Here is a 24,181-nt window from a genome sequence, read left to right as displayed (position 1 = left end):
CCCACCACCACGGAGGAAGCGTGTCCCACACCGCCACGGGCCGTGCCACGACGCCCGCCCTGCTCACCGCGCTGCGCGTCGTCGCGACGCTCACGGTCCTGGCGCTGCTGTGGCAGTTCGTCACCGCCGGCCCGCTGGTCGAGGGGTCCCAGTCCGCGGACACCCACGCCACCGGCGCCATCGTGCTGCACGTCCTGTCCGGGCTCACCATGATCGTCGCGGTGCTGGTGTGGCGCGGTGGAGCGCCGCTGTGGCCCGCGGTGCTCGCCCTGGTGGTGTTCGCGCTGACCTTCGTGCAGGCCTACCTCGGCAGCAACGGGCCGATCTCCGCGCACGTCCCCGGCGCGATGGTCCTCACCGTCGGCGCCGTGGTCGTCGCCGCCTGGTCGTTCACGGGCGGCTCGGCGCACGCCCGGCGCTGATCAGCGCTTGCGCGCCCTGATCACCCCGGTGTCGAAGCCTGCGAGGTGCAGCCCGCCGTGGAAGCGCGCGTGCTCGACCTTGAGGCAACGGTCCATGACCACGGTCAGCCCGGCCTCGACGCCGCGCTCGGCCAGCTCCTCGTCGTAGAGCCCGAACTGCGTCCAGAACGTCGAGGCCCCTTCCCGGGCGAGCGAAGCGACGGGACGAGTCGCCGCGATGGTCGCGTCGAGGACGTCGGGCAGGTCCTCGGGCCGGCGGAACACGTCGACGAGGTCGGGCGTCACCGGCAGCGCGTCCAACGACGGGTACACCGGCCGGCCGAGGATCTCACTCGCGTTCGGGTTGACGAAGTAGACGTCGAAGCCGGTGGAGCCGAGCAGGTAGGTCGCGACGAAGTTCGAGGCGCGCGCCGGGTTCGGCGAGGCCCCGACCATCGCGACGCTCCGGGTCCGGCGCAGGATCGCCTGGCGCTCCTGCGCGGACGGCGGGGTCCAGGTGCTCACGCGCCCTCCTTCGTCGCCTCGGTCAGGGCCTGGTCGAGGTCCCAGAGGATGTCGTCGGCGTCCTCGATCCCGACACTGATGCGGATGAGGTCGGGCCGGACGCCGCCCTCGCGCAGCTGGTCGGCGGTCAGCTGCTGGTGGGTGGTCGACGCGGGGTGCAGCACGAGCGTGCGGGCGTCGCCGATGTTGGCGAGGTGGCTGCAGAGCTGCACCGACTCGATGAACCGCCGGCCCGCGGCGCGCGCGGCGTCCTCGTCGGCGCCGCGGACCCCGAAGCTGAACACCGCGCCCGGGCCCTGCGGCAGGTAGTGCTTCGCCCGCTCGTGGTGGGGGTGGCCCGGCAGGCCGGCGTAGCTGACCCACGCCACCCGCTCGTCGGCCTCCAGCCACTCCGCGACCCGCTGCGCGTTGGCGACGTGGCAGTCCATGCGCTGGGGCAGCGTCTCGATGCCCTGCAGCAGCAGGAACGCCGAGTGGGCGCTCAGCGTGGCGCCGACGTCGCGCAGCTGCTCGGAACGAATCTTGGTCAGGAAGCCGTACTCCTGGAAGTTGCCCCACCACGTCAGCCCGCCGTACGACGGGATCGGGTCGGTCATCTGCGGGAAGTGGCCGTTGCCCCAGTCGAAGCGCCCCGACTCGAGGATCACCCCGCCGAGGGTCGTGCCGTGTCCGCCGAGGAACTTCGTCGCCGAGTGGATGACGATGTCGGCCCCGTGCTCCATGGGCCGGCACAGGTACGGCGTGGCCATCGTGGCGTCGATGATCAGCGGCAGGCCGCGCTCGTGGGCGACCTCGGCCAGGGCGGCGACGTCGGTGACCTCGCCCGAGGGGTTCGCGACGATCTCCGCGAACACGCAGCGGGTGCGGTCGGTGATCGCCGCGCGGAACGCGTCGGGGTCGTCGCCGGGCACGAACGTCGTGTCGACCCCGAAGCGGCGCAGCGTCACGTCGAGCTGGGTGACCGTGCCGCCGTAGAGCGCGGCGGCGGCGACGATGTGGTCGCCGGCGCCCGCGAGCGTCGCGAACGTCAGGAATTCTGCGGCCTGCCCCGAGCTGGTGGCCACGGCGCCGAGCGCGCCCTCGAGGCTGGCCAGGCGCTCCTCGAGCGCGGCGACCGTCGGGTTCGCGATGCGGCTGTAGATGTTGCCGTACTTCTGCAGCGCGAACAGGTTCGCGGCGTCGGCGGTGTCCTCGAAGACGAAGCTCGTGGACTGGTAGATGGGCACGGCGCGGGCGCCGGTCGCGGCGTCGGGCACGGCGCCCGCGTGCACCGCGCGCGTGCGGAATCCCCAGGGACGGTCGGTGGCCACCCCGCCGTTCTACCGCAGCGGGGCCGCGACGGCCGGGCTCAGGTGCTCCACGCGTTCTTCAGTGTCCCGACGCCGCAGCCGAGGACCACCGCGCTGGCCACGAGAGCGACGAGCCCGGATGCCGGCGAGGGGGTCAGGAGCGCGACGGCGTCGGGCAGCGCCAAGACGGTCGAGAGCATCACGAGCCCGGCGAGGACGGTGAGGGCGAGCTGCGCCCACGCCGCCCCGCCGCGGAAGTGCAGGGCCACGAACCCCCCGACCACGAGGACGAGGAGCGTGACGACGAGCTCGCCGCCGCCGGTCGTCGTGACGAGCCGCCGGACGGCGTCCGCCGCGATCATCGCGACCGCGAGCCGGAACGCGCGCCGGGCGGGGTCGGAGGCGCCGACCGGCGCACCGACGCCGAGGCCCGGCGGGAGCAGCCCGAACGGGCCCTCACCGCGGGGGAGCGCACGCGGACCGGGCTGTCCACCGGGCAGAGGCCCGGGCTCCGGCGGGCCACCCCGTCGCCGTCGGGGCCGGGGGAACTCCTCGCCGAACTCCGAGCCGAACTCCGAGCCGAACTCCGAGGGGGGCCGCCCGCGGGCGTCATGAGGTCCGCGCGGCCCGGAGCCCGGCGGGCCCGACGGCGGCTCGTCGTCCCACGGATCGAACGGTCCCCCCGGCGCGCCCATGGCCCGAACGTAGGTCGACGTCGATGACCCGGACAGAGGAGTCGATTACTCATTCCTCCGCGCCGCCAGGCGGGAGTACTCACGTCCCACGGGTTGTCGGGCGGGCTCGTCGGGCATCCGTCGGCCTCGGTCGGCGCGCCCGCGCCGCCGCACGACGCGAGGAGGACCGTCATGGCCGTCTGCGAGAGCTGCGGGAACGACTACGAGATGGCCTTCGAGGTGCGCGCGCAGGGTGTCTCGCACACCTTCGACAGCTTCGAGTGCGCGATCCACACGATGGCCCCGCGCTGCGAGCACTGCGGCGTCACGATCCTCGGACACGGCCACCAGGTCGACGGCCGCTTCTTCTGCTGCGCCCACTGCGCCTCCGCGTCACAGGGCGCGTCGACGGTCGACCACGTCTGAGGGCCGTCAGCGGAAGTAGGCGTTGGCCGGGCCCTGGAAGGCGAAGAGGATCGCGGCGACGATGAGGGCGGCCTGGACGAGGCTGACGATCGTCGACACGGCCCCGATGCTGACCCCGAGGCCCGCGGTGAGCAGCACACCGAGCACGGTGAAGACCGCGGAGATGCCGCCCAGGATCGTCAGGGCCAGGCGGGCCCAGTGGTCGCCCGCCCGCAGCCGCAGGGCGAGGTAGACGACGACGCCGAGGAAGAGCAGGCCGATGACGACGCCGACGACGCTGCCGGTCGCGGCCAGCGGGCTCGGCGCCGCCGTGGCGGTCGCGAGCGAGAGCGCGCTGCCGACGACGCCGACGACGACCGCGGCGATCCACAGCTGGAAGGAGCGCTGCACGGGGGTGGGCGGGGTCACGGTCGGCCACCGTAGTGGGGATCAGGCCGGATGCCAGGCCCAGCACCACACGGTGCCCTCGTCCGGGTCGACGGTGATCCCGTCGCGGACGAAGCCGTTGCGGCGCAGCACCGCGCTCGAGGCGTTCTCCGCGGGCAGGGTGTGGGCGACGACGCGCCGCACCCCGGCCCGCGCGGCGTGCTCGAGCCACCGGCCGACGGCGGCGGTCGCGATCCCCCGGCCCTGGCACGAGGGCGCGACGGAGTAGCCGATCTCGATGACGCCGTCCACCGGCGGCCCCGTGTAGCCGCCGAGGCCCACGACCTGCGTGCCCTCGACGATCAGGTGCGCGAACCACGCGGGCGCGATCCCGCCCTCGAGCGCCTCGACGGTCGGTTCGAGCGCTTCGGGGAAGGCGAGGAAGCCGTCGACGAGCGTGAGCCCGAAGCGCCCGGCGAACTCCTCCGGCTCCGTCAGCAGCGTCACCGCCTGCTCGGCGCTCAGCGGCACGACCTCGATCCCCATGTGAGTGATGTTCTCGGCTATAGCCGGGAATTTCACTCACGGAGGGGTCTCACATGCCGTGCATCTTCGCGATGACCTGGAGCATGACCTCGTCGGCGCCGCCGCCGATCGACGTGATCCGCATGTCGCGCAGGAAGCGCGCGGTCCACGTCTCCTCCATGTAGCCCAGGCCCCCGTGGTACTGCAGGCAGGTGCGGGCGACGTCCTCGCAGAGCCGACCGATCGCGAGCTTGGCGATCGTCGCGAAGCGCGAGGTGTCCTCGCCGCGCATGAAGGCCTCGGCGCAGGCGTAGTTGTAGTGCCGGCACATGTCGAGACGGGCGTAGAGCTCGGCGAGCTGGTAGCTCAGGTACTGGTTCTTGATCAACGGCCCGCCGAACGCCTCGCGCTGACGCAGGTAGGCGGCGGTGCGGTCCAGCGCCCGCTCGCAGGCGCCGACCCGTCCGTAGCAGGCGACCATCCGCTCGTTCTGGAACTGCGACATCTGCTGCTGGAAGCCGCGCCCGACCTCGCCGATGGTGTGGTCGACCGGGACCTTCGCCCCGTCGAACGCCAGCTCCGCGGTGTCCGAGCAGCGGTTGCCGAGCTTGTCGAGCTTGCGGGACACGCTCACGCCCGGCGTGGACGTCGGGACGACGATCTGGCTGATGCCGCGCGCGCCGCCCTCGTCGGAGGTCCGGGCGAGCAGGCAGAGCCAGTCGGCCTCCACCCCGTTGGTGATGTAGAGCTTCGACCCGTGGATCACCCACTGGTCGCCGTCCCGGACCGCGCGGGTCTTCAGCCCGGCGACGTCCGAGCCGGCGTCGGGCTCGGTCACCGCGATCGCGCTGACCATCTCGCCGCGGATCGCCGGGACGAGGTAGCGCTGCTTGAGCTCCTCGGTGCCGAAGCGGTGCAGCGACGGGGTCGCCATGTCCGTCTGCACGGCGATCGCCATCCCGACGCCGGCGGCGTCGCAGCGCCCGATCTCCTCGGCGAGCACCACCGCGAACAGGTGGTCCGCGCCCCCGCCGCCGTACGCGGGGTCGTACTCGAGGCCCAGGAAGCCGAGGTCGCCGAGCTTGGCGAACAGCTCGTGCGTCGGCATCCGCCCGTCGCGCTCCCACCCGTCGACGTACGGGTCGATCTCCCGCTCGACGAACGTCCGCACCGTCTTGCGGAACGCCTGGTGCTCCTCGGTGAACGCGACCATCTCAGGTCCCCTTCTGGACACGCTGTCGCAGGACAGCCTTCTGGATCTTCCCGGCGGGGGTGAGCGGCAGGTCGTCGACGAACTCGACGACCCTCGGGACCTTGTAGTTCGCCAGCCGGCCCGCGGCGAGGGCGACGAGCTCGTCGGCGGTGACGTCGCTGCCGGGCGTGCGGACGACGAAGAAGTGCCCGACCTCGCCGTGGGTGTCGTCGGGCGCCCCGACGCCGGCCACCATCGCGACCCCCGGGTGGGCGCCGAGCACGTTCTCGACCTCGACGGGATAGACGTTGTAGCCGCCGCTGATGAACATCTCCTTGAGCCGCCCCCGCAGCGCCAGGTGGTCGCCGCCGACGCGGGCCACGACGTCACCCGTGGCCAGCCAGCCCCCGGGGCGGAACGTCGTCGGCTCCTCGCGGTGCCAGTAACCGGCGGCGACGGGCGCGCCGCGCAGCCACAGTTCGCCCTCCGCCCCGTCTCCCGGGGCGTCGGTCCCCCCGACCGGGTCGACGATCCGGGCCTCGATCCCGGCCAGCGGCACGCCGAGGGTGCTCGCGACGGTGTCGGCGTCGTCGTCGAGCGCCGACATCACCGCGGCGCCGGAGGTCTCGGAGAGCCCGTAGAGGTTGACGACGCGGGCGTGCGGCGCGGCCGTGGTGATCGCGGTGCACAGGGCGGGCTCGACGTTGGAGCCGCCGGCCACGGCGTAGCGCAGCGACGGGAGCGTGGCGTCCGGGCCGAGCTCGCGCAGCAGCAGCGTCCACATCGTCGGGACCCCGGCGAAGACCGTCACCGCGTGCTCGACGACGTCCCGCAGCGCGCCAGCGGGCGAGAACCCCGGGGTGAGCACGACCTCGCTCCCGGCGACGAGGGCCGACAACAACGTGCACGTCAGGCCGCCGACGTGCGTGAACGGCATCGTCGCGAGGAACCGGTCGTCCGGTCCGAGACCGAGGTGCTCCGCCTCGGCGCGCGCCGACGCGAGCAGGCTGCCGTGGGTGAGCACCGCGCCCTTCGGCGTCCCGGTGGTGCCGGACGTGTACAGGATGACGGCGGGGTCGCCGGGGTCGGCGTCGTCACCGCGGGTCTCCCTCGGCCCGTCCCCGAGTAGCTCGTCGACGTCGACCACGACGTGCTCGAGGTCGGGCAGCGCCGGTTCGAGCTCGGCGTAGAGGGCGACGAGGTCGGTCCCGCCGGCCTCGGGCACCGTGACCACGACGCGCGCGCCGGAGTCGGCGAGCATGTGCTCGAGCTCGCTGCCCCGGTAACGGACGTTGAGGGTGACGAGCACGGCGCCGAGGCGGGTCGTCGCGAACAGCAGGCCGATCCACGCCGCGCCGTTCGGCAGCGCGACCGCGACCCGGTCGCCGGGCCCGACGCCGCGCGCCGCGAGCCCGGCCGCGAGCCGGTCGGCGTGCTCGTCGAGCTCCCACAGGGTGATCGTCCCGGGTGCCTCGCGGAGGAACACCGCGTCCGGGCGCTCCCGGGCGGCGGTGCGCAGGAGGCCGGGGAGGCTCACGGGAGCGCCTGCAGGTGCGCCAGGGCCGGGCCCCAGCGGTCGGTCTGCGACCCGCGCGGCGCGTAGAGCGGGATCCGCTGGGCGACGCCGCCGAAGCGCCGCTCCAGGGCGGGCCCGACCTCGTCGGGCTCGGCGACGATCGCGATGGTGTGCAGGACCTCGTCATCGACCGCCTCGCCCATCGCCTCCCACTCGCCCCGCTTCGAGAGCGTGTTGAGCTCGCGGGCGAGGTCGCCCCAGCCGTGCAGCTCGAGCACCGGGTGGTACGCCGGGGTCGAGCCGTAGAACGCGACCTGGCGGCGGACGTCGCGGATCGACTCCTCGAACTCCTCCTCGGTGTTGCCGGTGGCGATGAGCGCGGTCGCGGAGAACTCGAAGCCGCGGCCGTCGCGCCCCGCCTTCTCGAAGCCCTGGTGCAGCGCCGGCAGCGTCACCTCATGCAGGTAGCGCTCGGTGGAGAACGCGTGCGCCATGAAGCCGTCGGCGACCTCGCCCGCCACCGCCGTCATCCGCGGGCCGACGCCGGCGAGGTGGATCGGCGGGTTGCCGAACGCGTTGGGCCCGGGCGAGAAGAACGGCGTCATGAGTGTGTGCGTGTAGAAGTCGCCGCGGAAGTCCAGGCGCTCGCCGGTGGCCCAGGCGTCCCAGATCGCGCGGACGGCGCGGATGTACTCGTGCATCCGGCGCGCGGGCTCCGACCACGGCATCGAGAACCGCTTGGTGACGTGCGGCTTGATCTGCGTCCCGAGCCCCAGCGCGTACCGCCCGCCGGTGACGAGGTGCAGGTCGTTGGCGGTCATCGCCGTCGTCATGGGGGTCCGGGCGAACGCGACGGTGATCGCGGTGCCGAGGGTGACCGCCTCGGTGCGGGTGGCGGCCAGGGTGATCATGACGGCGGGGTCGTGCTGGGTCTCCGAGGCCCAGACCGCGTCGTACCCGGCCTTCTCCGCGGTGACGGCGTCGTCGGCGAAGTCGCCCAGCCCGCCGGTGACCACGGTGGCGTCGACCTTCATCGCAGCAGCTCCTCAGGGATGTCCACGTGGCGGGCCCGGACGAACTCGCCGAGCCCCTTGGCCTGTGCGTCGAGCGCGAGGTTGTCGGCCACCCCGCGCCCGAGGAAGCCGACGACGGTGACGCCGACCGCCCGGAGCAGGGGGAACTCCCAGCGGCGCAGCGCGCACCCCGCGGCGTCCTCGCCGAGCAGGTCGGCGACGTGCTCGTCGTCCCACCAGGCGCGCAGCCACGCGTACCCCGCGTCGTCCCGCGCCCACAGCCCGAGCGTCGCGTTGCCGCCCTTGTCGCCCGACCGCGCGCCGACGAGCCGCCCGAGCGGGGCGCGGGTGGTCGGGCTGTCGGAGCGAACGCGCTGTTCGCTGCTTCTAGGCGCCGGAACTCCCCATTCGCTCGCCTCGACCGCGGGCGGGAGCACCGTCCACGTCCGGTCGGCGAGGCCCACGAGCTGGGGCAGGTCGGCGGCCGGCAGCAGGATCGGCCAGAACACGTTCGCGGCGCTGCCGGGGCCGGGCGGGGCGGTGGCGAAGAAGCCGGGGTAGCCCGCGAGCGCGGTCTCGACGGCCGCCCGGGACAGCCGCCCGACGGCCTCCTTCGACCCCGCGACGGCGACCGTGAGCAGGGAGACCGCCTCGGTCATCCGCGCGGGATCGGGCCGGTCGGCGCGCAGCAGGCGGGTCTCGACGCGGTCGTAGGCCTTGCGACCCCCCGGCACCCCGGCCCACAGCGCGGCGAGCGCGTGCTCGGCCTTCGCCTCGACGTCGAGGCCGGTGAGCACGAACGTCATCTCGTTGTGCCACCCGGCGGGCACGACGGCGCCGACCTTGACGGTGTCGGGCGGCGGTTCGCCGCGGGTGCCGGCGAGGCGGACGCGGTCGGGGGCCTCCTGGGTCAGCGTGATCGTGTCGAGGCGGGCGACGACGTCCGGGGTCAGGTAGCGCGAGCCGTCGACCTCGTAGAGCAGCTGGGCGGTGACGGTCTCGACGGTCACGGCGCCGCCCGTCCCGGCGGCCTTGGTGAGCACCGCGGACCCGTCGGCCTCGATCTCCGCGACGGGTAGGCCCACGTGCTCGGTGCCGTCGAGCTCGGCGGCGAAGGAGAAGTTGCCTCCGGTGGCCTGGGCTCCGCACTCGATGACGTGCCCGGCGGCGACGGCGCCGGCGAGCGCGTCGAGGTCGTCGACACCCCAGCCGTGGTGCCACGCGGCGGGGCCGACGACGACGGCCGCGTCGGTCACCCGGCCCGTGACGACGACGTTCGCGCCGGCCTCGAGCGCGGCCACGATCCCGCGGCACCCGAGGTAGGCGTTGGCGACGACCGGCGTGTCCGGCAGCGGCTCGCCGGTGTCGAGGTGCGCCGTGTGTTCGGGCGGCAGGGCGCGGACCTGCTCGGTGACGTCGTCCCCGCCCACCCAGGCGACCTTCGCGCGCTCGTCGATCGCGGCGATCTCCGCAGCGCACCCGGCCGGGTCGAGCCCGCCGGCGTTGGCGACGACGAGGATGCCGGCGTCGAGGCAGTCGGCGAGCACGTCGCGCATCTGGCGCACGAACGTCGTCGCCCAGCCCCCGGCGCCGCGCTCGCGCTGCTTGGCGAGCAGCCCCATCGTCAGCTCGGCGAGCCAGTCGCCGGTGAGGACGTCGACGTGGACGCGGCCCTCCCTGTGCGCGTCGACGATCTCGCGGGCCGCGGCGAGGCGGTCGCCGTAGAAGCCGGAGACGTTGGCGATCGCGATCATCCGGGCGCTCCCAGCGTGACGAGCGTGGCGTGCGCCTCGACGTACTGGCCGACCGCGACGTGCACGGTCTCGACGATCCCGTCGGCGGCGGCGAGCGCGGGGTGCTCCATCTTCATGGCCTCGAGGACGACGAGCTTCTGGCCGGCGACGACCTGCTCGCCCTCGCGGACGAGGACCTCGACGACCGTGCCCGGGACCTCGCTGACCGGCCCTGCCCCGCCCGCCGCGGCGTCGGGGGCGGGCAGGCGCGGCAGCTCCCGCCAGGCGCCGTGGCCCTCGGTGTCGTCGACGTACGCGGTCCCGTCGTGCTGGGCGACGCGGCAGCGGTACTCGACGCCGTCGTGGGTCAGGCGGACCGACCCCGCGGTGAGGTCCCGGAGGTCGAGGATGTGCTCGACGCCGTCGACGTCCAGCGCGATCGCGTCCGGGCGGATCGTGGACCTCACCGCGACCTCGCCGTCCGGTCCGGCCCAGTGCACGGTCGGACGGGGCGCGCCGCGCAGGGTGCGCCAGCCGGGCGGGGCGAGGTGGGCGCGGGGGTCGTGCTCTCGGCGCGCCGCGCTGGTGCAGGCGACGGCGGCAGCGAGGTGCACGACGGGCGGGGTCGCGGGCGCCGGGGTGCGCAGGTGGGGGTGGCGGTCGAGGAAGTCGGTGCGCGTGGCGCCGGCGAGGAAGTCGGCGTCGCGCAGGACGGCGACCAGCAGGTCGCGGTTGGTCGGCGGCCCGTGGATCTCCGCCTGCGCGAGACCGGCGGCGAGCCGCCGCGCGGCGGCGGCCCGGGTGAGGGCGTGGGCGATGACCTTGGCGATCATCGGGTCGTAGAAGGCGCTGATCTCGCCGCTGGCGCCGAGCGCGTCCTCCCAGCGGAGGGTCTGATCATGCGCGTAGCGGTGGAGGGTGCCGGGCGCGGGGCGGTCGTCCTGGGCGGGGTCCTCGGCGTAGAGCCGGACCTCGACCGCGTGTCCCCGGGGCCGCACGTCGTCCTGAGTGAAGGGCAGCGGCTCCCCGTCGGCGATCGCGAGCTGGAGGGCGACCAGATCGACGCCGTAGACCTCCTCGGTGACCGGGTGCTCGACCTGCAGCCGGGTGTTCATCTCGAGGAAGTAGTAGCCGGGGAGTGCAAGCCCTGCGTCCTCGCTTGCACTGGGTGCGTGGAAATCCGCATCGTCGACGAGGAACTCGACGGTCCCGACGCCCACGTAGCCGAGCTTCTCCGCGAGCGCGACGGCCGTGCTGCCCATCCGTGCGCGCAGCTCCGGCGACACGGCGGGCGACGGCGCCTCCTCGACGACCTTCTGGTGCCGACGCTGGATCGAGCACTCACGCTCGCCGAGGTGGACGACGTGGCCGTGCGCGTCGCCGACGACCTGGATCTCGATGTGTCGGGGCGCGTCGAGCAGGCGCTCGAGGAACACGGTGTCGTCACCGAAGCTGCGGGCGGCCTCGGCGCGGGCGGAGCGGACGGCGTCGGGCAACTCCGACGCGGCCCGGACCTCGCGCATCCCGCTGCCGCCACCGCCCGCCGAGGCCTTGACCAGCAACGGGAACCCGACGCCCTCCGCGGCGCGCGCCCAGTCGTCGGGATCGTCCGAGTCCAGCAGCGCATCCGGCAGCGTCGGCACGCCCGCCTCGCGAGCCAGGGCCTTGGCGGTGTGCTTGACGCCCATCGCCTCGATCGACGCCGGGCCCGGACCCACCCACGTCAACCCGGAGTCGGCGCACGCGCGGGCGAACGAGGCGTTCTCCGACAGGAAGCCGTAGCCCGGGTGCACGGCGTCGGCGCCCGTCGCCCGCGCCGCGGCGAGGACCTGGGCGACGTCGAGGTAGGTCTCGGTCGCCGTCGAGCCCCGCAGCGCCACGGCCCGGTCGGCCTCGGCGACGTGCGGTGCGTCGGCGTCGGGTTCGGAGTAGATCGCGACCGTGCGGATGCCGAGCGTCCGGGCGCCGCGGATCACCCGGCGCGCGATCTCCCCGCGGTTGGCCACGAGCAGCGTGCTGATCACCGGCGCACCTCGAGGATGTGGATTTCCTGGCGTTGAGTGCAAGCGAGGACGCAGGGCTTGCATGCGAGAGCCGCCACCCCGCTCACATCCGGAACGGCGCGAAGCGGGTCGCGCCGGCGATGGGGGCCGAGTGGACGGCCGAGAGGGCGAGGCCCAGGACCGTGCGGGTGTCGCGGGGGTCGATGACCCCGTCGTCCCACATCCGCCCGGACGCGTAGACCGCGTTGGACTGCGCCTCGACGCCGTCCTCGATCGCCTTGCGCGTGGCGCGGTCGGTGTCCTCGTCGTACGGACGCCCGGCTCGCTCCGCCGACCGGCGCTGCACCATCGACATCACCCCGGCGAGCTGGGTGCCGCCCATGACCGCGATGCGGTGGTTGGGCCAGGTGAAGACGAAGCGCGGGTCGTAGGCGCGCCCGGACATGCCGTAGTTCCCCGCGCCGTAGGACGCGCCGACCATGAGCGTCAGGTGCGGGACCTCGGAGTTCGACACCGCGTTGATCAGCTTCGCGCCGTCCTTGATGATCCCGCCACGCTCGTAGGCCGACCCGACCATGAACCCCGTGATGTTCTGGACGAACAGCAGCGGGATCGACCGCGCGTTGGCGAGCTGGACGAACTGCGCGCCCTTCTGCGACTCCTCGGAGAACAGGATCCCGTTGTTCGCGAGCACGCCGACCGGGAAGCCGCCGATCGATCCCCAGCCGCAGACGAGCGTCGTCCCGTAGAGCGGCTTGTGCTCGTCGAAGCGCGAGCCGTCGAGGACGCGGGCCAGCACGTCGCGCACCTCGACGCTCCTCTTCGCGTCCGATGCCGCGCAGGCCAACAGCTCCTCGGCCGGGTACCGCGGCGGGTCGGCGGGTAGCGAGGGTCCGGGTCCGCCGCGCCGCCAGCCCAGGTCGGCGACGATCCGGCGCCCGATGCGCAGCGCGTCGCGCTCGTCGGCGGCCAGGTGATCGGCGAGCCCCGACTCGCGGGCGTGCATCTCCGCGCCCCCGAGGGTCTCGTCGTCGACGTCCTCGTTGATCGCCATCTTCACCAGCGGCGGCCCGCCCAGGTAGACCGTCGCCTGGTGGCGGACGAACACCGTGTACTCGCTCATCCCCGGCATGTAGGCGCCGCCGGCGGTCGACGAGCCGAAGACCAGCGCGATCGTCGGGATGCCCTGCGCCGAGAGTCGCGTCATCTCGCGGAACGTGCGCCCGCCCGGGACGAACAGGTCGGCCTGGCGGGGGAGGTCGGCGCCGCCGGACTCGACGAGCGCCACCACCGGCAGCCGGTTGCGCTCGGCGATCTCGAGGCCGCGCAGCTGCTTGGTCACCCCGATCGGCGTGATCGAGCCGCCCTTCACCGTCGGCTCGTTGGCGACGATCAGGCACTCGACGCCGCTGACCGCCCCGATCCCGACGACGAGCCCGGCGCCCGGGGTGGTCAGGTCGGGCTCGTGCGCGCCGGCGAGCGCGCCGATCTCGAGGAGCGCGGCGTCGGGGTCGAGGAGCAGGTCGACGCGCTCGCGCGCCGTGAGCCGGCCGCGCTCGTGGTGGCGGTCGACGTACTTCGCCCCGCCGGCCGCCAGCACCGTCGCGGCCACCTCGTCGACGCCCGCGAGCGCGGCGAGCATCGCCTCGCGGTCCGCCGCGAACTCCGCCGACGACGGGTCGAGGCGCGACCCGAGCACGGCGCTGGGCGAGATCTCAGGAGCGCTCATGCCCGCACCGGGTCCGTCCCCGGCGCCCCGGCGAACGCCTGGCCGATCTCCATCCACTCCCGCGCGACGTCGCCGGTGACCACGAGGCCGGTGTCGTCGACGTGCCGGCGACGGATCAGCACGAGGCAGAACTCCTCGGCGTCCCCGGTGATGGCGTCGCCACGTGAGTGGCTCGGGTCGTCATGACGACCCGAGCCACTCACGTGGGGCTCGCCCCATCGCCACACCTCGCCCGACGGCCCGGTCAGCTCGACGCGCACCGGCGTCGCGGGGACCTCGAGACCCCGCACCCGGTACCCCTGCGCCCGCGCGCGGACCGCGATGTCGGCGACGTGGCGCAGACGGTCGGTGGGCGGGAGCCGGGTCCCCAACGCATCGGCGACGTCGCTGCCGTGCGCCCAGGTCTCCATGATCCGGCTGGTGATCGCCGACCGGAGCGACATCGGCGGCCCGTACCAGGGCAGCCGGGTCGACGGGTCGCACGCGCACGCCGCGGCGTCGAACGCCCGCGCCGCGTCCTGCCACCACGCCAGCGCCGCCGGGCCGGCCTCGGGCACCGCGGCGTTCGCGGCGTCGACGAAGCCCTCGAGGTCGGTGATCGCGTCGCGCTCGGCCTCGAACTCCGCGGGCGTCGAGATCGCGCGGGCGAACGCCGCGTCGAACCAGCCGAGGTGGGCGATCTGGTCGCGCACGGTCCAGGGCTCGGCGCGGGTGGGCAGCGTCCACGACGCCGGCGGGAGCCCGCGCACCAGCGCCATCACCGCCGCGCGCTCGTCGTCGAGGTCGGCGAGCAGGTCCTCGACCGAGGGCCCGCTCACGCGTCCAGCCCCAACCGGCCCGCCACGACCTCGTTCATGATCTCGGTCGTGCCACCGCCGATGCCGAGGATGCGCGCGTCCCTGTAGTGGCGCTCGACCTCCACGCCGTGCATGTAGCCCATCCCTCCGTGCAGCTGGACCGCGCGGTCGACGACGGCGTCGCACGCCGCGACCGCGGTGTTCTTGGCCATCGCGAGCTCGGTCACGATGTCGTCGGACGACCCGGCCTGCCACCGAGCGAGCACGTCCCGGACGTAGGTGCGCGCGACGGCCGTCTCCCGCGCCATCTCGGCGACCTGGTGGCGCACGACCTGGCGCTGTGCCAGCGCTGACCCGAAGGTCCGCCGGGACCGGGTCCACGCGACCGTCAGGTCCACGCAGCGCTGCGCGGTGGCGTAGGCCTGCACGGCCATCGACAGCCGTTCGGCGGCGAAGTTGACCATGATCTGGCGGAAGCCGGAGCCCTCGGCGCCGACGAGGTTCGTCGCCGGCACCCGCACGCCGTCGAAGCGCAGCTCGGCGGTGTCGCTGCAGTGCCAGCCCATCTTGCGCAGGCGTGAGCGCGCCACCCCGGGCCGGTCGGTCTCGATCACCAGCAGCGAGAGCCCGCGGTGCCCGGGCCCGCCGGTCCGTACCGCGGTGGTGACGAAGTCCGCCCGCGTCCCCGAGGTGATGAAGGTCTTGGCGCCGGTCACGACGTAGTCGTCGCCGTCGCGCTCGGCGCGGGTCGTGATCGCCGCGACGTCGGAGCCGGCCTCGGGCTCGGTGATCCCGAGACTCGCGATCGCCCGGCCGGCCAGGACGGGGCGCACGAAGCGAGCGACCTGCTCCTCGTCGCCCGCGGCCGCGATGTGCGGGACCCCGATGCCGTGGGTGAACAGGCCCGCGCAGACCCCGCTCGACCCGCCGGAGAGGATGAGCTGCTCGGCGACCAGGCATGCGTCGAGGTGGTCGCCGACCCCGCCGGCGGCCTCCGGGAAGCCGAGCTCGAGCAGCCCCAGGTCCCCGGCGCGCTCGTGCAGCGCCCGCGGCAGCGCGCCCTCGTCCTCCCAGCGCTCGAGGTCCGGGACGATCTCGCGCGTCGTGAAGTCGGCGACGAGCTCGCGCAGCGCCCGCCGCTCGGGGGTCGCCCAGGCGTCGTGCGCGGAGACCGCCGGCCCAAGGGCACCCTCGCGCGCTCTGTCCGGCCGAAGGTGCCCTTCGCGCGACACGGCGGACGCGCTCACCGCGCCACCGCCGAGGCCTGGCCCGCGAACTGCTCGCGCAGCACGCGCTTGAGCAGCTTGCCCGTGGCGTTGCGGGGCAGCTCGTCGACGACCTCGACGCGCCGCGGCGCCTTGAAGTGCGCGATGCGCTCGCGGGCGTAGGCGATCACCTCGGCCGGGTCGATCTCCCCGGACGCGACGACGACGGCCAGCACCGTCTCGCCCCACTGCGGGTCGCCCACGCCGACGACGGCGACGTCGGCGATGCCCGGGTGGCGGTGGAGCACCTGCTCGACCTCGATCGGATAGACGTTCTCCCCGCCCGTGATGATCATGTCCTTCTTGCGGTCGACCAGCGTCACGAAGCCCTCGGCGTCGCGCACGCCGAGGTCCCCGGAGCGGAACCACCCCTCCCGCAGGGCCTCCGCCGTCGCCTCGGGCCGGTTCCAGTACCCCGCGAAGACGGTCGGCCCGCGCAGGACCAGCTCGCCGACCTCGCCCACCTCGACCTCATCACCGGTCTCCGACACCAGCCGCGCGTCCACGTGCATGAACGGCCGCCCGACCGAGCCGGCGTGGGTGAGCACGTCGTCGGCGTCGAGGAAGAGCGCGGCGGGGGAGAGCTCGGTCATCCCGAAGCCCTCGGTGAACGTCCAGCCGCGCTCGGTGAAGTGCTCGATGACGGTCACGGGGCACGGCGCCCCGCCCGAGATCGCCCAGCGCAGGGCGGGCAGCGGGGGCAGCGACGGCAGACGCGTCAGCGCCGCCCACATCGCCGGGACGAGGAACTGGGTGGTGACGCCCTCGCGCGCCAGCAGATCGACGAAGGCCGCCGGGTCGAACGACGGCACGACGACCACGGTCCCGCCCGCGTAGAGCAGGGGGAGCGCGGAGAGCCCGAGCGCGCCGATGTGGAACAGCGGGGCCGCCGCGACCGTGATGTCCGTGCCGCCGATGCCCGGGCCGGCGACGGCCATGTTGATCGCGTTCCACAGCATGTTGTCGTGCGTGAGCACCGCGCCCTTGGGGACGCCCGTGGTGCCCGAGGTGTACATGATCACGCAGGGGTCGTCGCCCGCGACGGGACGCGCCTCGACGACCCCGTCGCCCGGCTCCTCGCCGAGCTCGACCACCGGGAGGGCGCCGGCCACCGCGAGCGCGTCCCCGGCGAGCCCCGTGAACGCCGTCGAGCGCACCAGCACCGCGGCGCCGGAGTCGGTGAGGACGTGGGCGACCTCGCCCGGGGACAGCCGGTGGTTGATCGGCACCGCGATCGCCCCCAGGCGGGCCGCCCCGAAGAGCCACTCCAGGTAGGCGGCGGAGTTCTCGCCCAGCAGGGCGACGCGCGCGCCCGCCTCGATCCCGAGCGCGGCGAGCGCCGCGGCGCGGGCCCCGACACGGCGGTCGAGGTCGGCGTAGGTCAGGCGAGCGCCGGTGGCGACGTCCACGAGCGCCACCGCGCCCGGCTGGCGTTGCGCTCGCCTCGCGATCCAGTCGGCGATCCCGCCGTCCATCGCCGTCCTCCTCGGAGAGACCCCACGCCGACGTGACCTGAGCTACTCTGCCCGTACGTGCGGTCAGTTCACAAGGGGGCGTCATGACGGAGCCGGCGACGGTGGCCCCGGGCCGCGCGCGGGGCGGGCGGCGCGACGAGATCCTCGTGACCTTCACCCGCCACGTCGCGGAGCGCGGGTACGATCGCGCGAACTTCGGCGACGTCGCGTCGGAGCTGGGCCTGTCGAAGGGGACGATCGTCCACCACTTCGGCACCAAGGACCGCATGCTCGCCGAGGTCCAGGAGCGCTACATGCGCCGCGCGCTCGACGAGGCGCGCGCGTTCCTCACCCGGCTCGACCGCCCGGAGCACCGGCTCGCCGCGTTCGTCCACGCCGGCGTGCGCTACCAGACCGACGACCCGGCGACGACCATCGCGTTCCAGCGCGAGGTCGTCCGCCTCACCGACGAGCCCGGGATGGAGACCGCCCGCGCCCAGCGCGACGCCTACCGCGACCTCGTCGTCGGCGTGCTGCGCGACGGCGAGGCGGCCGGGGTGTTCGTCCCCGGCGACGCCCGGCTGCGCAGCCTGCAGATGTTCGGCTCGCTGCACTGGATGTGGACCTGGTTCGACCCGCAGGGCCGCCTCGCGCCGGAGGCCGTCGCCGCGGAGTTCTGCCGGACGCTGCTGCGGGGGCTCGGCGTGCCGGAGACGGCCGTCGCGCAGGCCGCGGACCCGGACGGTCCGGCGGCGGTGTGCGCGCGGGAGGTGGTCGTGGGCTGAGGGCGCCGGCGAGGCCGTCGGGACCTACTCCGGTCCGCCGATGTCCTCGAGCCACGCCTCCGGGTGCTCGACGGCGAAGCGCTGCATGAGGGCCGCGCAGTCCGGGTCGTCGAGGACGGTCACGTCGACGCCGTGGTCGGCCAGCCAGGAGTGCTGCCCGCCGAAGTTCTCGGCCTCGCCGACCACCAGGCGCGGGATGCGGAACTGGCGGATCAGCCCGGCGCAGAACCAGCAGGGCGAGAGCGTCGTGACCATCGTCGTGCCGCGGTAGTCCGGGCGGCGCCCGGCGGCCCGGAAGGCGGCGGTCTCGCCGTGGGTGGCGGGGTCGCCGTCCTGGACACGACGGTTGTGGCCGCGGCCGAGCAGCTCGCCGTCGGGCCCGAACAGGGCCGCGCCGACCGGCACGCCCCCCTCGGCCGCACCGGTCCGGGCCTCCTCGAGGGCGACGGCGAGCATGGCGGAAGGTTCGATCACGGGTCCACGGTGCCAGCAGCGCCGCGAGGATGAAGGGCCGATCGGCGGGGCATGCTGGAGCCGTGCCCGAACTGCCCGAGGTCGAGAACGCGCGTCAGGTCGTCGAGAAGGCCCTCGACCGCACCATCTCGGGTGTCGACGACACCGACGAGTACGTGTGCCGTCCGCACCACCCCGGCGAGATCGACCAGGCGCTCAAGGGCGGTCGGCTCGTCGCCGCGCACCGCCGGGGCAAGACGATGTGGTGCGACACCGTGACCGCCGACGGGGACGAGGGCCCGCACCTCGGCATCCACCTCGGCATGGGTGGCCGGATCTTCGTCACCGGCCCGACGGGCGACGCCAGCAGCCTCTACGCCGGGGGCGACCCGCACGTGGGCGGGATGCCGAAGAAGCCCGGTGAGCGCCCGGACAAGCCCGAGTGGGACCGCGTCACGATCACCTTCGACGACGGCGGGGCACTGCGGCTCTTCGACAAGCGACGCCTCGGCCGCGTGCACCTCGAACCCGCCGTCGAGGCCCTCGGCCCGGATGCCGCCGAGATCACGCGCGACGAGTTCCGGGCCCGCGTCGGCAAGGGGATCGTCGCGATCAAGGCGAAGCTGCTCGACCAGTCGGTGCTCGCCGGGGTCGGCAACCTGCTGGCCGACGAGACGCTCTGGCAGGCGAAGCTCCGCCCGTCGCGCCCGGCGGGCGAGCTCTCCACCGACGAGCTCGACGACCTCCGACGCGTCCTGCGCCGGGCCACCCGCGCCGCGATCGCGCAGGGCGGGGTCCACACGGGCGAGGTCATCCCCTACCGGAAGAAGGACGCGACGTGCCCCCGGTGCGGTGCGCCGATGGAGCGCGGCGTCGTCGGCGGCCGGACGACGTGGTGGTGCTCGGCCGAACAATCGGACTGAGACCGATCACCCAGGGGTACCACGCCGACCGGAACAACGACGTTTCGGAGGCACGGCGATGGCGCGCGCACGCGACGACGAACCCGAGAACGCGGTACTGCGGGAGGTCTGGCGGGACGTCCTGCGCCGCGACCCGCACCAGCAGTTCTTCCACTCCGACGTCCGTGGGGTGCTCCGCAGCATCGGACCGGTGCTCGTCGAGCACCCGGAGTACACCGACGTCGTCGGGCGGCTCTGCGAGCCCGAGCGGGTCATCGTCTTCCGGGTCCCGTGGGTCGACGACAGCGGACGGGTGCGGGTCAACCGCGGGTTCCGCGTCCAGTTCAACTCCGCGCTCGGCCCGTACAAGGGCGGCCTGCGCTTCGCGCCGTCGGTCGACCTCGACGTCGTCAAGTTCCTCGGCTTCGAGCAGGTGTTCAAGAACGCCCTGACCGGCCAGGACATCGGCGGCGGGAAGGGCGGCGCGGACGTCGACCCGAAGGCGCTGTCGACGGGCGAGCTCATGCGGTTCTGCCAGTCGTTCGCCACCGAGCTCGCCAGCCACGTCGGGGCCGCGGTGGACGTCCCCGCCGGGGACATGGGCGTCGGCTCCCGGGAGATCGGCTGGATCTACGGGCAGTACCAGCGCCTCATCGGCTACCACGAGCCCGGCGCGTTCACCGGCAAGCCCGCGGTGCTCGGCGGCTCTGCGCTGCGCCCCGAGGCGACCGGCTACGGCGTCGTCTACTTCACCCGCCGCATGCTCGACGAGCAGGGCCGCGACCTCGACGGCGCCCGCGTCGTCGTCTCCGGCAGCGGCAGCGTCGCGCTCCACGCGATGGCCAAGGTGATCGACTCGGGCGGGACGGTCGTCGGCTGCTCGGACTCGCGCGGGTCGGTCTCCGAGCCCGACGGCGTCGACGTCGACCTCCTGCGCGAGATCAAGGGCCAGGGCGGCTCGGTCGCCGACTACGCCGAGAAGCGCTCGGGGGCGACGGCCGCGGAGGGCTCGCCGTTCACGCTGGAGTGCGACGTCGCGCTGCCCTGCGCGACCCAGAACGAGATCGGCCCCGACGAGGCGCGCGCGCTCATCGACCACGGATGCTGGGTCGTCGCCGAGGGCGCCAACGGCCCGGTGACCCCGGAGGCGCGCGAGATCCTGCGCGAGGCCGGGGTCGGCTTCGGTCCCGGCAAGGCCGCCAACGCCGGCGGCGTCGCGGTGTCGGCGCTCGAGATGCAGCAGGCCGCCGGCCGTGAGCGCTGGAGCGCCGAGGACGTCGACGCGCGGCTCTCCACGATCATGAGCGACGCCTACGACCGCGTGCGCGAGGCCGCCGAGCGCTATCACGGCGACCCCGGGGACCTCGAGAACGGCGCGAACGCCGCGGGTTTCCTGCGCGTCGCGGAGGCGATGACAGCCCTCGGGGTGGTGTAGACCGGCGCCATGGAACACGTCACCCCCGCCCCGTTCAGCTTCACCGAGCTGACCCCGACGGCGTTCCTCGACCGCGCCGAGCACGCGTTCGCCGCGCGCCCCGCGATCGTCGACGGCGAGCAGCGCTTCACGTACGCCGAGTTCGGCGCGCGGTCCCGGCGGCTGGCCGGCGCCCTGCACGAGCTGGGCGTCGAGCCCGGAGATCGCGTGGCCGCGCTCGCCACCAACAGCCACGTGATGCTCGAGTGCCACCACGGCGTGCCCTACGCGGGCGCCGTCCTCGTGCCGCTCAACACCCGGCTCTCGGTCGACGAGATCGTCCACATCGTCGAGCACTCGGGCGCCCGCCTGCTGATCGCGACCCGCGAGCTCGTCGAGCAGGCCCGCGCCGTGGCCGAGCGCACGGGCGTCGCGCTGGTCGAGGAGGGCGAGCGCTACGAGTCGCTCGTCGCCGACTCGCCGGAGCGCGTCGTGCCGGTCGCCGACGAGCGCGGCCTGCTCGCGATCAACTACACGTCGGGCACGACGGGGCGTCCCAAGGGCGTCATGTACCACCACCGCGGCGCGAACCTGCAGGCGCTGGCCATGGCGTTCCACATGCGTCTGGAGCCGGCGTCGCGCTACCTGTGGACCCTGCCGATGTTCCACTGCGACGGCTGGTGCTTCCCCTGGGCGGTGACCGCGGCGGGCGGGCTGCACGTGTGCCTGCGCGTGATCGACGCCGAGGAGATCTGGCGCCTGATCCGCACCGAGGGCGTCACGCACTACTGCGCGGCGCCGACCGTGCTGACGATGATCGCCCACGCCGAGGCGGCGAAGGACGGGCCGGCGCCCGAGCGCGTCACCGTCGCGACGGGCGGCGCCCCGCCGACGCCGACGCTGCTCGCGCGCATGAACGAGCTGGGCATGTCGGTCACCCACCTCTACGGGCTCACCGAGACCTACGGCCCGGCCGCCGTCAACGACTGGCACCCCGAGTGGGACGACCTCGACGCCGACGAGCAGTCGCGGCTCAAGGCACGCCAGGGCGTCGGCAACGTCGTGGCGCAGCGTCTGCGGGTGCTCGACGAGCAGACCGGCGCCGAGGTCCCGTCGGACGGCGAGACGATGGGCGAGCTCGTGCTGCGCGGCAACGACGTGATGCTCGGGTACTACCGCGACCCGGAGGCGACCGCGGAGGTCGACGCGGACGGCTGGTTCCGCACCGGGGACCTCGGTGTCGTCCACCCCGACGGCTACGTCGAGATCCGCGACCGCAGCAAGGACGTGATCATCTCGGGCGGCGAGAACATCGCGTCGGTCGAGGTCGAGCGCGTGCTGGACAGCCACCCCTCCGTCGTCGAGTCGGCGGTCGTCGGCGTCCCGGACGAACGGTGGGGCGAGGTGCCCGTCGCGTACGTGACCGTCTCCGCCGAGGTCGAGGCCGACGAGCTGGTCGAGCTCGTCCGCACCCAGCTGGCGCGGTTCAAGGCACCGAAGCGCATCGTCTTCGGCGAGCTGCCCAAGACGTCGACGGGGAAGATCCAGAAGAACGTGCTGCGCGACCGGGGCTGAGTGCGGTCTGGGTGTCAGCGGCGGACCGTCGCTGACACCCAGTGTCCGTATTCTTCCGTCGATCACGGCGCCTACCGTGACGGCGTGACCCCGCTGCCCTACGGATCCTGGCCGACACCGATCACCTCGGAGCTCGTCGTCACCGCCGGGGTGCGGCTCGACGGCGTGCGCCCCGACGGGCGCGGCGGCGTCGTGTGGGGTGAGGGGCGCGCCGGCGAGGGCGGCCGGGTCCAGCTGGTGCGCCGTGTGGAAGGGGAGCACGCCGATGGGGGCAGGGTGACCGACCTGCTGCCCGAGGACGCCAACGCCCGCACCGCGGTCCACGAGTACGGCGGCGGGGCGTGGTGGCTGCACGAGGACACCGTCTTCGCCGTCGACTGGGCCGACCAGCGCCTGCGCCGCTACGCCCCGGACGCTGACCCCGTCGTCCTGACCCCGGAGCCGACGGTCCCGCGGGGCGACCGGTTCGCCGACGGCGACGTCGCGCCCGACGGCACGTGGCTCGTCTGCGTGCGCGAGCACCACCCGCGCGAGGGCGCCCCGGCCACCGAGGTGGTCAACGAGATCGTCCGTCTCGACGCGCGGGCGCCGAGCGAGCCCGAGGTGCTGGTCACCGGCCCGGACTTCGTCGCCGCCCCGCGCCTGTCCCCGGACGCCCGCCGGCTCGCCTGGGTCTCCTGGGACCATCCGTCGATGCCGTGGGACGACACGGTGCTCACCGTGCGCGACCTCGCGAGCGGCACCGAGACGGTCGTCGCGGGCGGGCCCGGCGAGTCGGTCGGGGAGCCGGTGTGGCAGGCCGACAGCGCATTGCACTTCCTCTCCGACCGCGCCAGGGAGAGCGCAGCGACGGGGGAGGAGGACGGGTGGTGGAACCTCTACCGCTGGCACCCCGACGAGGGCGTGACCCCGCTCGTCGTCATGGACGCCGAGATCGGGCTGCCCGCCTGGCAGCTCGCCGGCGCGCGCCACGCGACGTTGCCGGACCGCCGGGTGGTCGTCGCGCGGTCCTCGGACGGCTTCGACGCCCTCGCCGTCCGGGCGCTCGACGGCACGGTGACCGAGCTGGACACCCCGTTCACGACGATCCGGTCGGTGCGCGCCGACGGGCCGGGGACCGTCGTCTGTGTCGCCGGGTCGCCGACCTCCGAGCCGGGGGTCCACCGCGTCGGTGTCGACGGGACCGTGGAGACGCTGCGCGCCCCGCGCGACCTCGGGCTCGACCCCGCGACGATCTCGGTGCCCGAGCCGATGACGTTCACCTCGACCGACGCGGCCGGCGCCCCGCGGGACGCCCACGCGCTCTACTACCCGCCGGCCACGGCCCACGCCGGCCCCGACGGCGAGCTCCCGCCGCTGCTCGTCGTCCTGCACGGCGGGCCGACCGGGTCGGCGTCGCCGGTGCTCAACCTCGGGGTGCAGTACTGGACGAGCCGGGGCTTCGGGGTCGTCGACGTGGACTACGGAGGCTCCAGCGGCTACGGCCGCGCGTACCGGGAGCAGCTCCGGGGCGCCTGGGGCGTCGTCGACGTCGCCGACTGCCTCGCCGCGGCGAGCGCACTCGCCGACGCCGGCCGGGTCGATCCGGAGCGTCTCGCCATCCGCGGTGGCTCCGCGGGTGGCTTCACGACGCTCGCCGCGCTGGCCCGCGACGACACCCCGTTCGCCGCGGGCGCCGACCACTTCGGGGTCGCCGACCTCGAGGCCCTCGCCCTCGAGACGCACAAGTTCGAGTCGCGCTACCTCGACGGCCTGATCGGCCCGTACCCGGAGGCGCGCGAGGTCTACGTGGAGCGCTCGCCGATCACGCACGTCGAGCGGTTCACGACGCCGCTGATCGTGCTGCAGGGCGACGAGGACGCGATCGTCCCGCCCGGCCAGTCGGAGATGATCGTCGAGGCGCTGCGCCGCGGGGGCGTGCCCGTCGCGTACCTGCTCTTCGCCGGCGAGCAGCACGGCTTCCGCCAGGCCGGCAACATCCGCCGCGCGCTGGACGCCGAGCTCGCCTTCTACGCGCGGCTGTTCGGCTTCACGCTGCCGGCCGGGGAGCGCATCGACCCGGTGCCGATCGAGAACCTCGACTGAGTCCGGTCCGTCCGGCGGACGCGGGTGGTGTCCACTTCCGTCGAGGGCCGCGTCGGGTG

At 74.1% G+C, this 24,181-nt stretch carries 22 protein-coding genes; 7 read left to right on the top strand and 15 right to left on the bottom strand.

Going from position 1 to position 24,181, the window contains the following annotated elements:
* Positions 1-20: 20 nt before the first annotated feature.
* A complete protein-coding gene (locus tag PH191_RS10910; RefSeq protein ID WP_274194583.1) occupies positions 21-422 on the top strand; it encodes a hypothetical protein in 402 nt (133 codons plus the stop codon).
* On the opposite strand, the gene PH191_RS10905 is transcribed toward PH191_RS10910, so the two are convergent.
* Genes PH191_RS10905 through PH191_RS10895 form a run of 3 tightly spaced genes read right to left on the bottom strand, consistent with a single transcriptional unit; the run spans position 423 to position 2,910 of the window.
* Complete coding sequence (locus PH191_RS10905; protein WP_274194582.1) at positions 423-926, bottom strand: CoA-binding protein; 504 nt, start codon at positions 924-926, stop codon at positions 423-425.
* Positions 923-2,236 carry an O-acetylhomoserine aminocarboxypropyltransferase/cysteine synthase family protein gene (locus PH191_RS10900; protein ID WP_274194581.1) on the bottom strand — a complete coding sequence of 438 codons (1,314 nt, stop codon included), beginning with the start codon at positions 2,234-2,236 and terminating at the stop codon, positions 923-925. Before PH191_RS10900 ends, PH191_RS10905 begins: the two co-directional genes overlap by 4 nt.
* 38 nt (positions 2,237-2,274) lie before the next feature.
* Complete coding sequence (locus tag PH191_RS10895; protein ID WP_274194580.1) at positions 2,275-2,910, bottom strand: hypothetical protein; 636 nt, start codon at positions 2,908-2,910, stop codon at positions 2,275-2,277.
* Positions 2,911-3,081: 171 nt separating this feature from the next.
* Between PH191_RS10895 and PH191_RS10890 the strand changes: the two genes are divergently transcribed.
* Positions 3,082-3,315, top strand: a complete 234-nt coding sequence (locus tag PH191_RS10890; RefSeq protein WP_274194579.1) for a hypothetical protein — start codon at positions 3,082-3,084, stop codon at positions 3,313-3,315.
* Positions 3,316-3,321: 6 nt separating this feature from the next.
* Here the strand turns inward: PH191_RS10890 and PH191_RS10885 are convergent, their stop codons facing one another.
* The 11 genes from PH191_RS10885 to PH191_RS10835 form a co-directional block, all read right to left on the bottom strand.
* A complete protein-coding gene (locus PH191_RS10885) occupies positions 3,322-3,723 on the bottom strand; it encodes a hypothetical protein (protein WP_274194578.1) in 402 nt (133 codons plus the stop codon).
* Positions 3,724-3,744: 21 nt separating this feature from the next.
* Positions 3,745-4,227, bottom strand: a complete 483-nt coding sequence (locus PH191_RS10880; protein ID WP_274194577.1) for a GNAT family N-acetyltransferase — start codon at positions 4,225-4,227, stop codon at positions 3,745-3,747.
* A 49-nt stretch (positions 4,228-4,276) separates the two neighbouring features.
* Complete coding sequence (locus PH191_RS10875) at positions 4,277-5,419, bottom strand: acyl-CoA dehydrogenase family protein (protein WP_274194576.1); 1,143 nt, start codon at positions 5,417-5,419, stop codon at positions 4,277-4,279.
* 1 nt (position 5,420) lies between these two features.
* A complete protein-coding gene (locus PH191_RS10870; RefSeq protein WP_274194575.1) occupies positions 5,421-6,935 on the bottom strand; it encodes a class I adenylate-forming enzyme family protein in 1,515 nt (504 codons plus the stop codon).
* Positions 6,932-7,948 carry a TIGR03617 family F420-dependent LLM class oxidoreductase gene (locus tag PH191_RS10865; RefSeq protein ID WP_274194574.1) on the bottom strand — a complete coding sequence of 339 codons (1,017 nt, stop codon included), beginning with the start codon at positions 7,946-7,948 and terminating at the stop codon, positions 6,932-6,934. The genes PH191_RS10870 and PH191_RS10865 overlap by 4 nt, the downstream gene beginning before the upstream one ends.
* Entirely contained in the window at positions 7,945-9,681 is a 1,737-nt protein-coding gene (locus PH191_RS10860) for an acyclic terpene utilization AtuA family protein (protein ID WP_274194573.1), read from the bottom strand. Before PH191_RS10860 ends, PH191_RS10865 begins: the two co-directional genes overlap by 4 nt.
* The gene (locus tag PH191_RS10855; RefSeq protein ID WP_274194572.1) at positions 9,678-11,684 is read right to left on the bottom strand and encodes an acetyl/propionyl/methylcrotonyl-CoA carboxylase subunit alpha; all 2,007 of its coding nucleotides are present in this window, start codon (positions 11,682-11,684) and stop codon (positions 9,678-9,680) included. The genes PH191_RS10860 and PH191_RS10855 overlap by 4 nt, the downstream gene beginning before the upstream one ends.
* Before the next feature lie 82 nt (positions 11,685-11,766).
* Positions 11,767-13,392, bottom strand: a complete 1,626-nt coding sequence (locus PH191_RS10850) for an acyl-CoA carboxylase subunit beta (protein ID WP_274194571.1) — start codon at positions 13,390-13,392, stop codon at positions 11,767-11,769.
* The gene (locus PH191_RS10845) at positions 13,389-14,210 is read right to left on the bottom strand and encodes a TIGR03084 family metal-binding protein (RefSeq protein ID WP_274194570.1); all 822 of its coding nucleotides are present in this window, start codon (positions 14,208-14,210) and stop codon (positions 13,389-13,391) included. The genes PH191_RS10850 and PH191_RS10845 overlap by 4 nt, the downstream gene beginning before the upstream one ends.
* On the bottom strand, positions 14,207-15,436 hold the full coding sequence (locus PH191_RS10840; RefSeq protein ID WP_420791777.1) for an acyl-CoA dehydrogenase family protein: 1,230 nt from the start codon (positions 15,434-15,436) through the stop codon (positions 14,207-14,209). The genes PH191_RS10845 and PH191_RS10840 overlap by 4 nt, the downstream gene beginning before the upstream one ends.
* Positions 15,433-16,929 (bottom strand): acyl-CoA synthetase, encoded by a 1,497-nt coding sequence (locus PH191_RS10835; RefSeq protein WP_274194569.1) that lies wholly within the window; start codon positions 16,927-16,929, stop codon positions 15,433-15,435. Before PH191_RS10835 ends, PH191_RS10840 begins: the two co-directional genes overlap by 4 nt.
* Before the next feature lie 83 nt (positions 16,930-17,012).
* On the opposite strand from PH191_RS10835, the gene PH191_RS10830 reads away from it, so the two are divergent.
* Positions 17,013-17,693 (top strand): TetR/AcrR family transcriptional regulator, encoded by a 681-nt coding sequence (locus PH191_RS10830; protein WP_274194568.1) that lies wholly within the window; start codon positions 17,013-17,015, stop codon positions 17,691-17,693.
* A 24-nt stretch (positions 17,694-17,717) separates the two neighbouring features.
* On the opposite strand, the gene PH191_RS10825 is transcribed toward PH191_RS10830, so the two are convergent.
* A complete protein-coding gene (locus tag PH191_RS10825) occupies positions 17,718-18,149 on the bottom strand; it encodes a nucleoside deaminase (RefSeq protein WP_274194722.1) in 432 nt (143 codons plus the stop codon).
* A gap of 80 nt (positions 18,150-18,229) precedes the next feature.
* Here PH191_RS10825 and PH191_RS10820 point away from each other — a divergent pair, with 80 nt between their 5' ends.
* From PH191_RS10820 to PH191_RS10805, 4 genes are all read left to right on the top strand, one after another.
* Complete coding sequence (locus PH191_RS10820) at positions 18,230-19,069, top strand: Fpg/Nei family DNA glycosylase (RefSeq protein ID WP_274194567.1); 840 nt, start codon at positions 18,230-18,232, stop codon at positions 19,067-19,069.
* A gap of 58 nt (positions 19,070-19,127) precedes the next feature.
* A complete protein-coding gene (gdhA, locus tag PH191_RS10815; protein ID WP_274194566.1) occupies positions 19,128-20,483 on the top strand; it encodes an NADP-specific glutamate dehydrogenase in 1,356 nt (451 codons plus the stop codon).
* A gap of 9 nt (positions 20,484-20,492) precedes the next feature.
* Positions 20,493-22,037 (top strand): acyl--CoA ligase family protein, encoded by a 1,545-nt coding sequence (locus tag PH191_RS10810; protein ID WP_274194565.1) that lies wholly within the window; start codon positions 20,493-20,495, stop codon positions 22,035-22,037.
* Between the two features lie 84 nt (positions 22,038-22,121).
* Positions 22,122-24,122, top strand: a complete 2,001-nt coding sequence (locus PH191_RS10805) for a S9 family peptidase (protein ID WP_274194564.1) — start codon at positions 22,122-22,124, stop codon at positions 24,120-24,122.
* Positions 24,123-24,181 lie beyond the last annotated feature (59 nt).

Source organism: Actinomycetospora callitridis (assembly GCF_028737265.1).
Classification (GTDB): domain Bacteria; phylum Actinomycetota; class Actinomycetes; order Mycobacteriales; family Pseudonocardiaceae; genus Actinomycetospora; species Actinomycetospora callitridis.
This window is presented reverse-complemented; position numbering and strand designations above follow the sequence as displayed.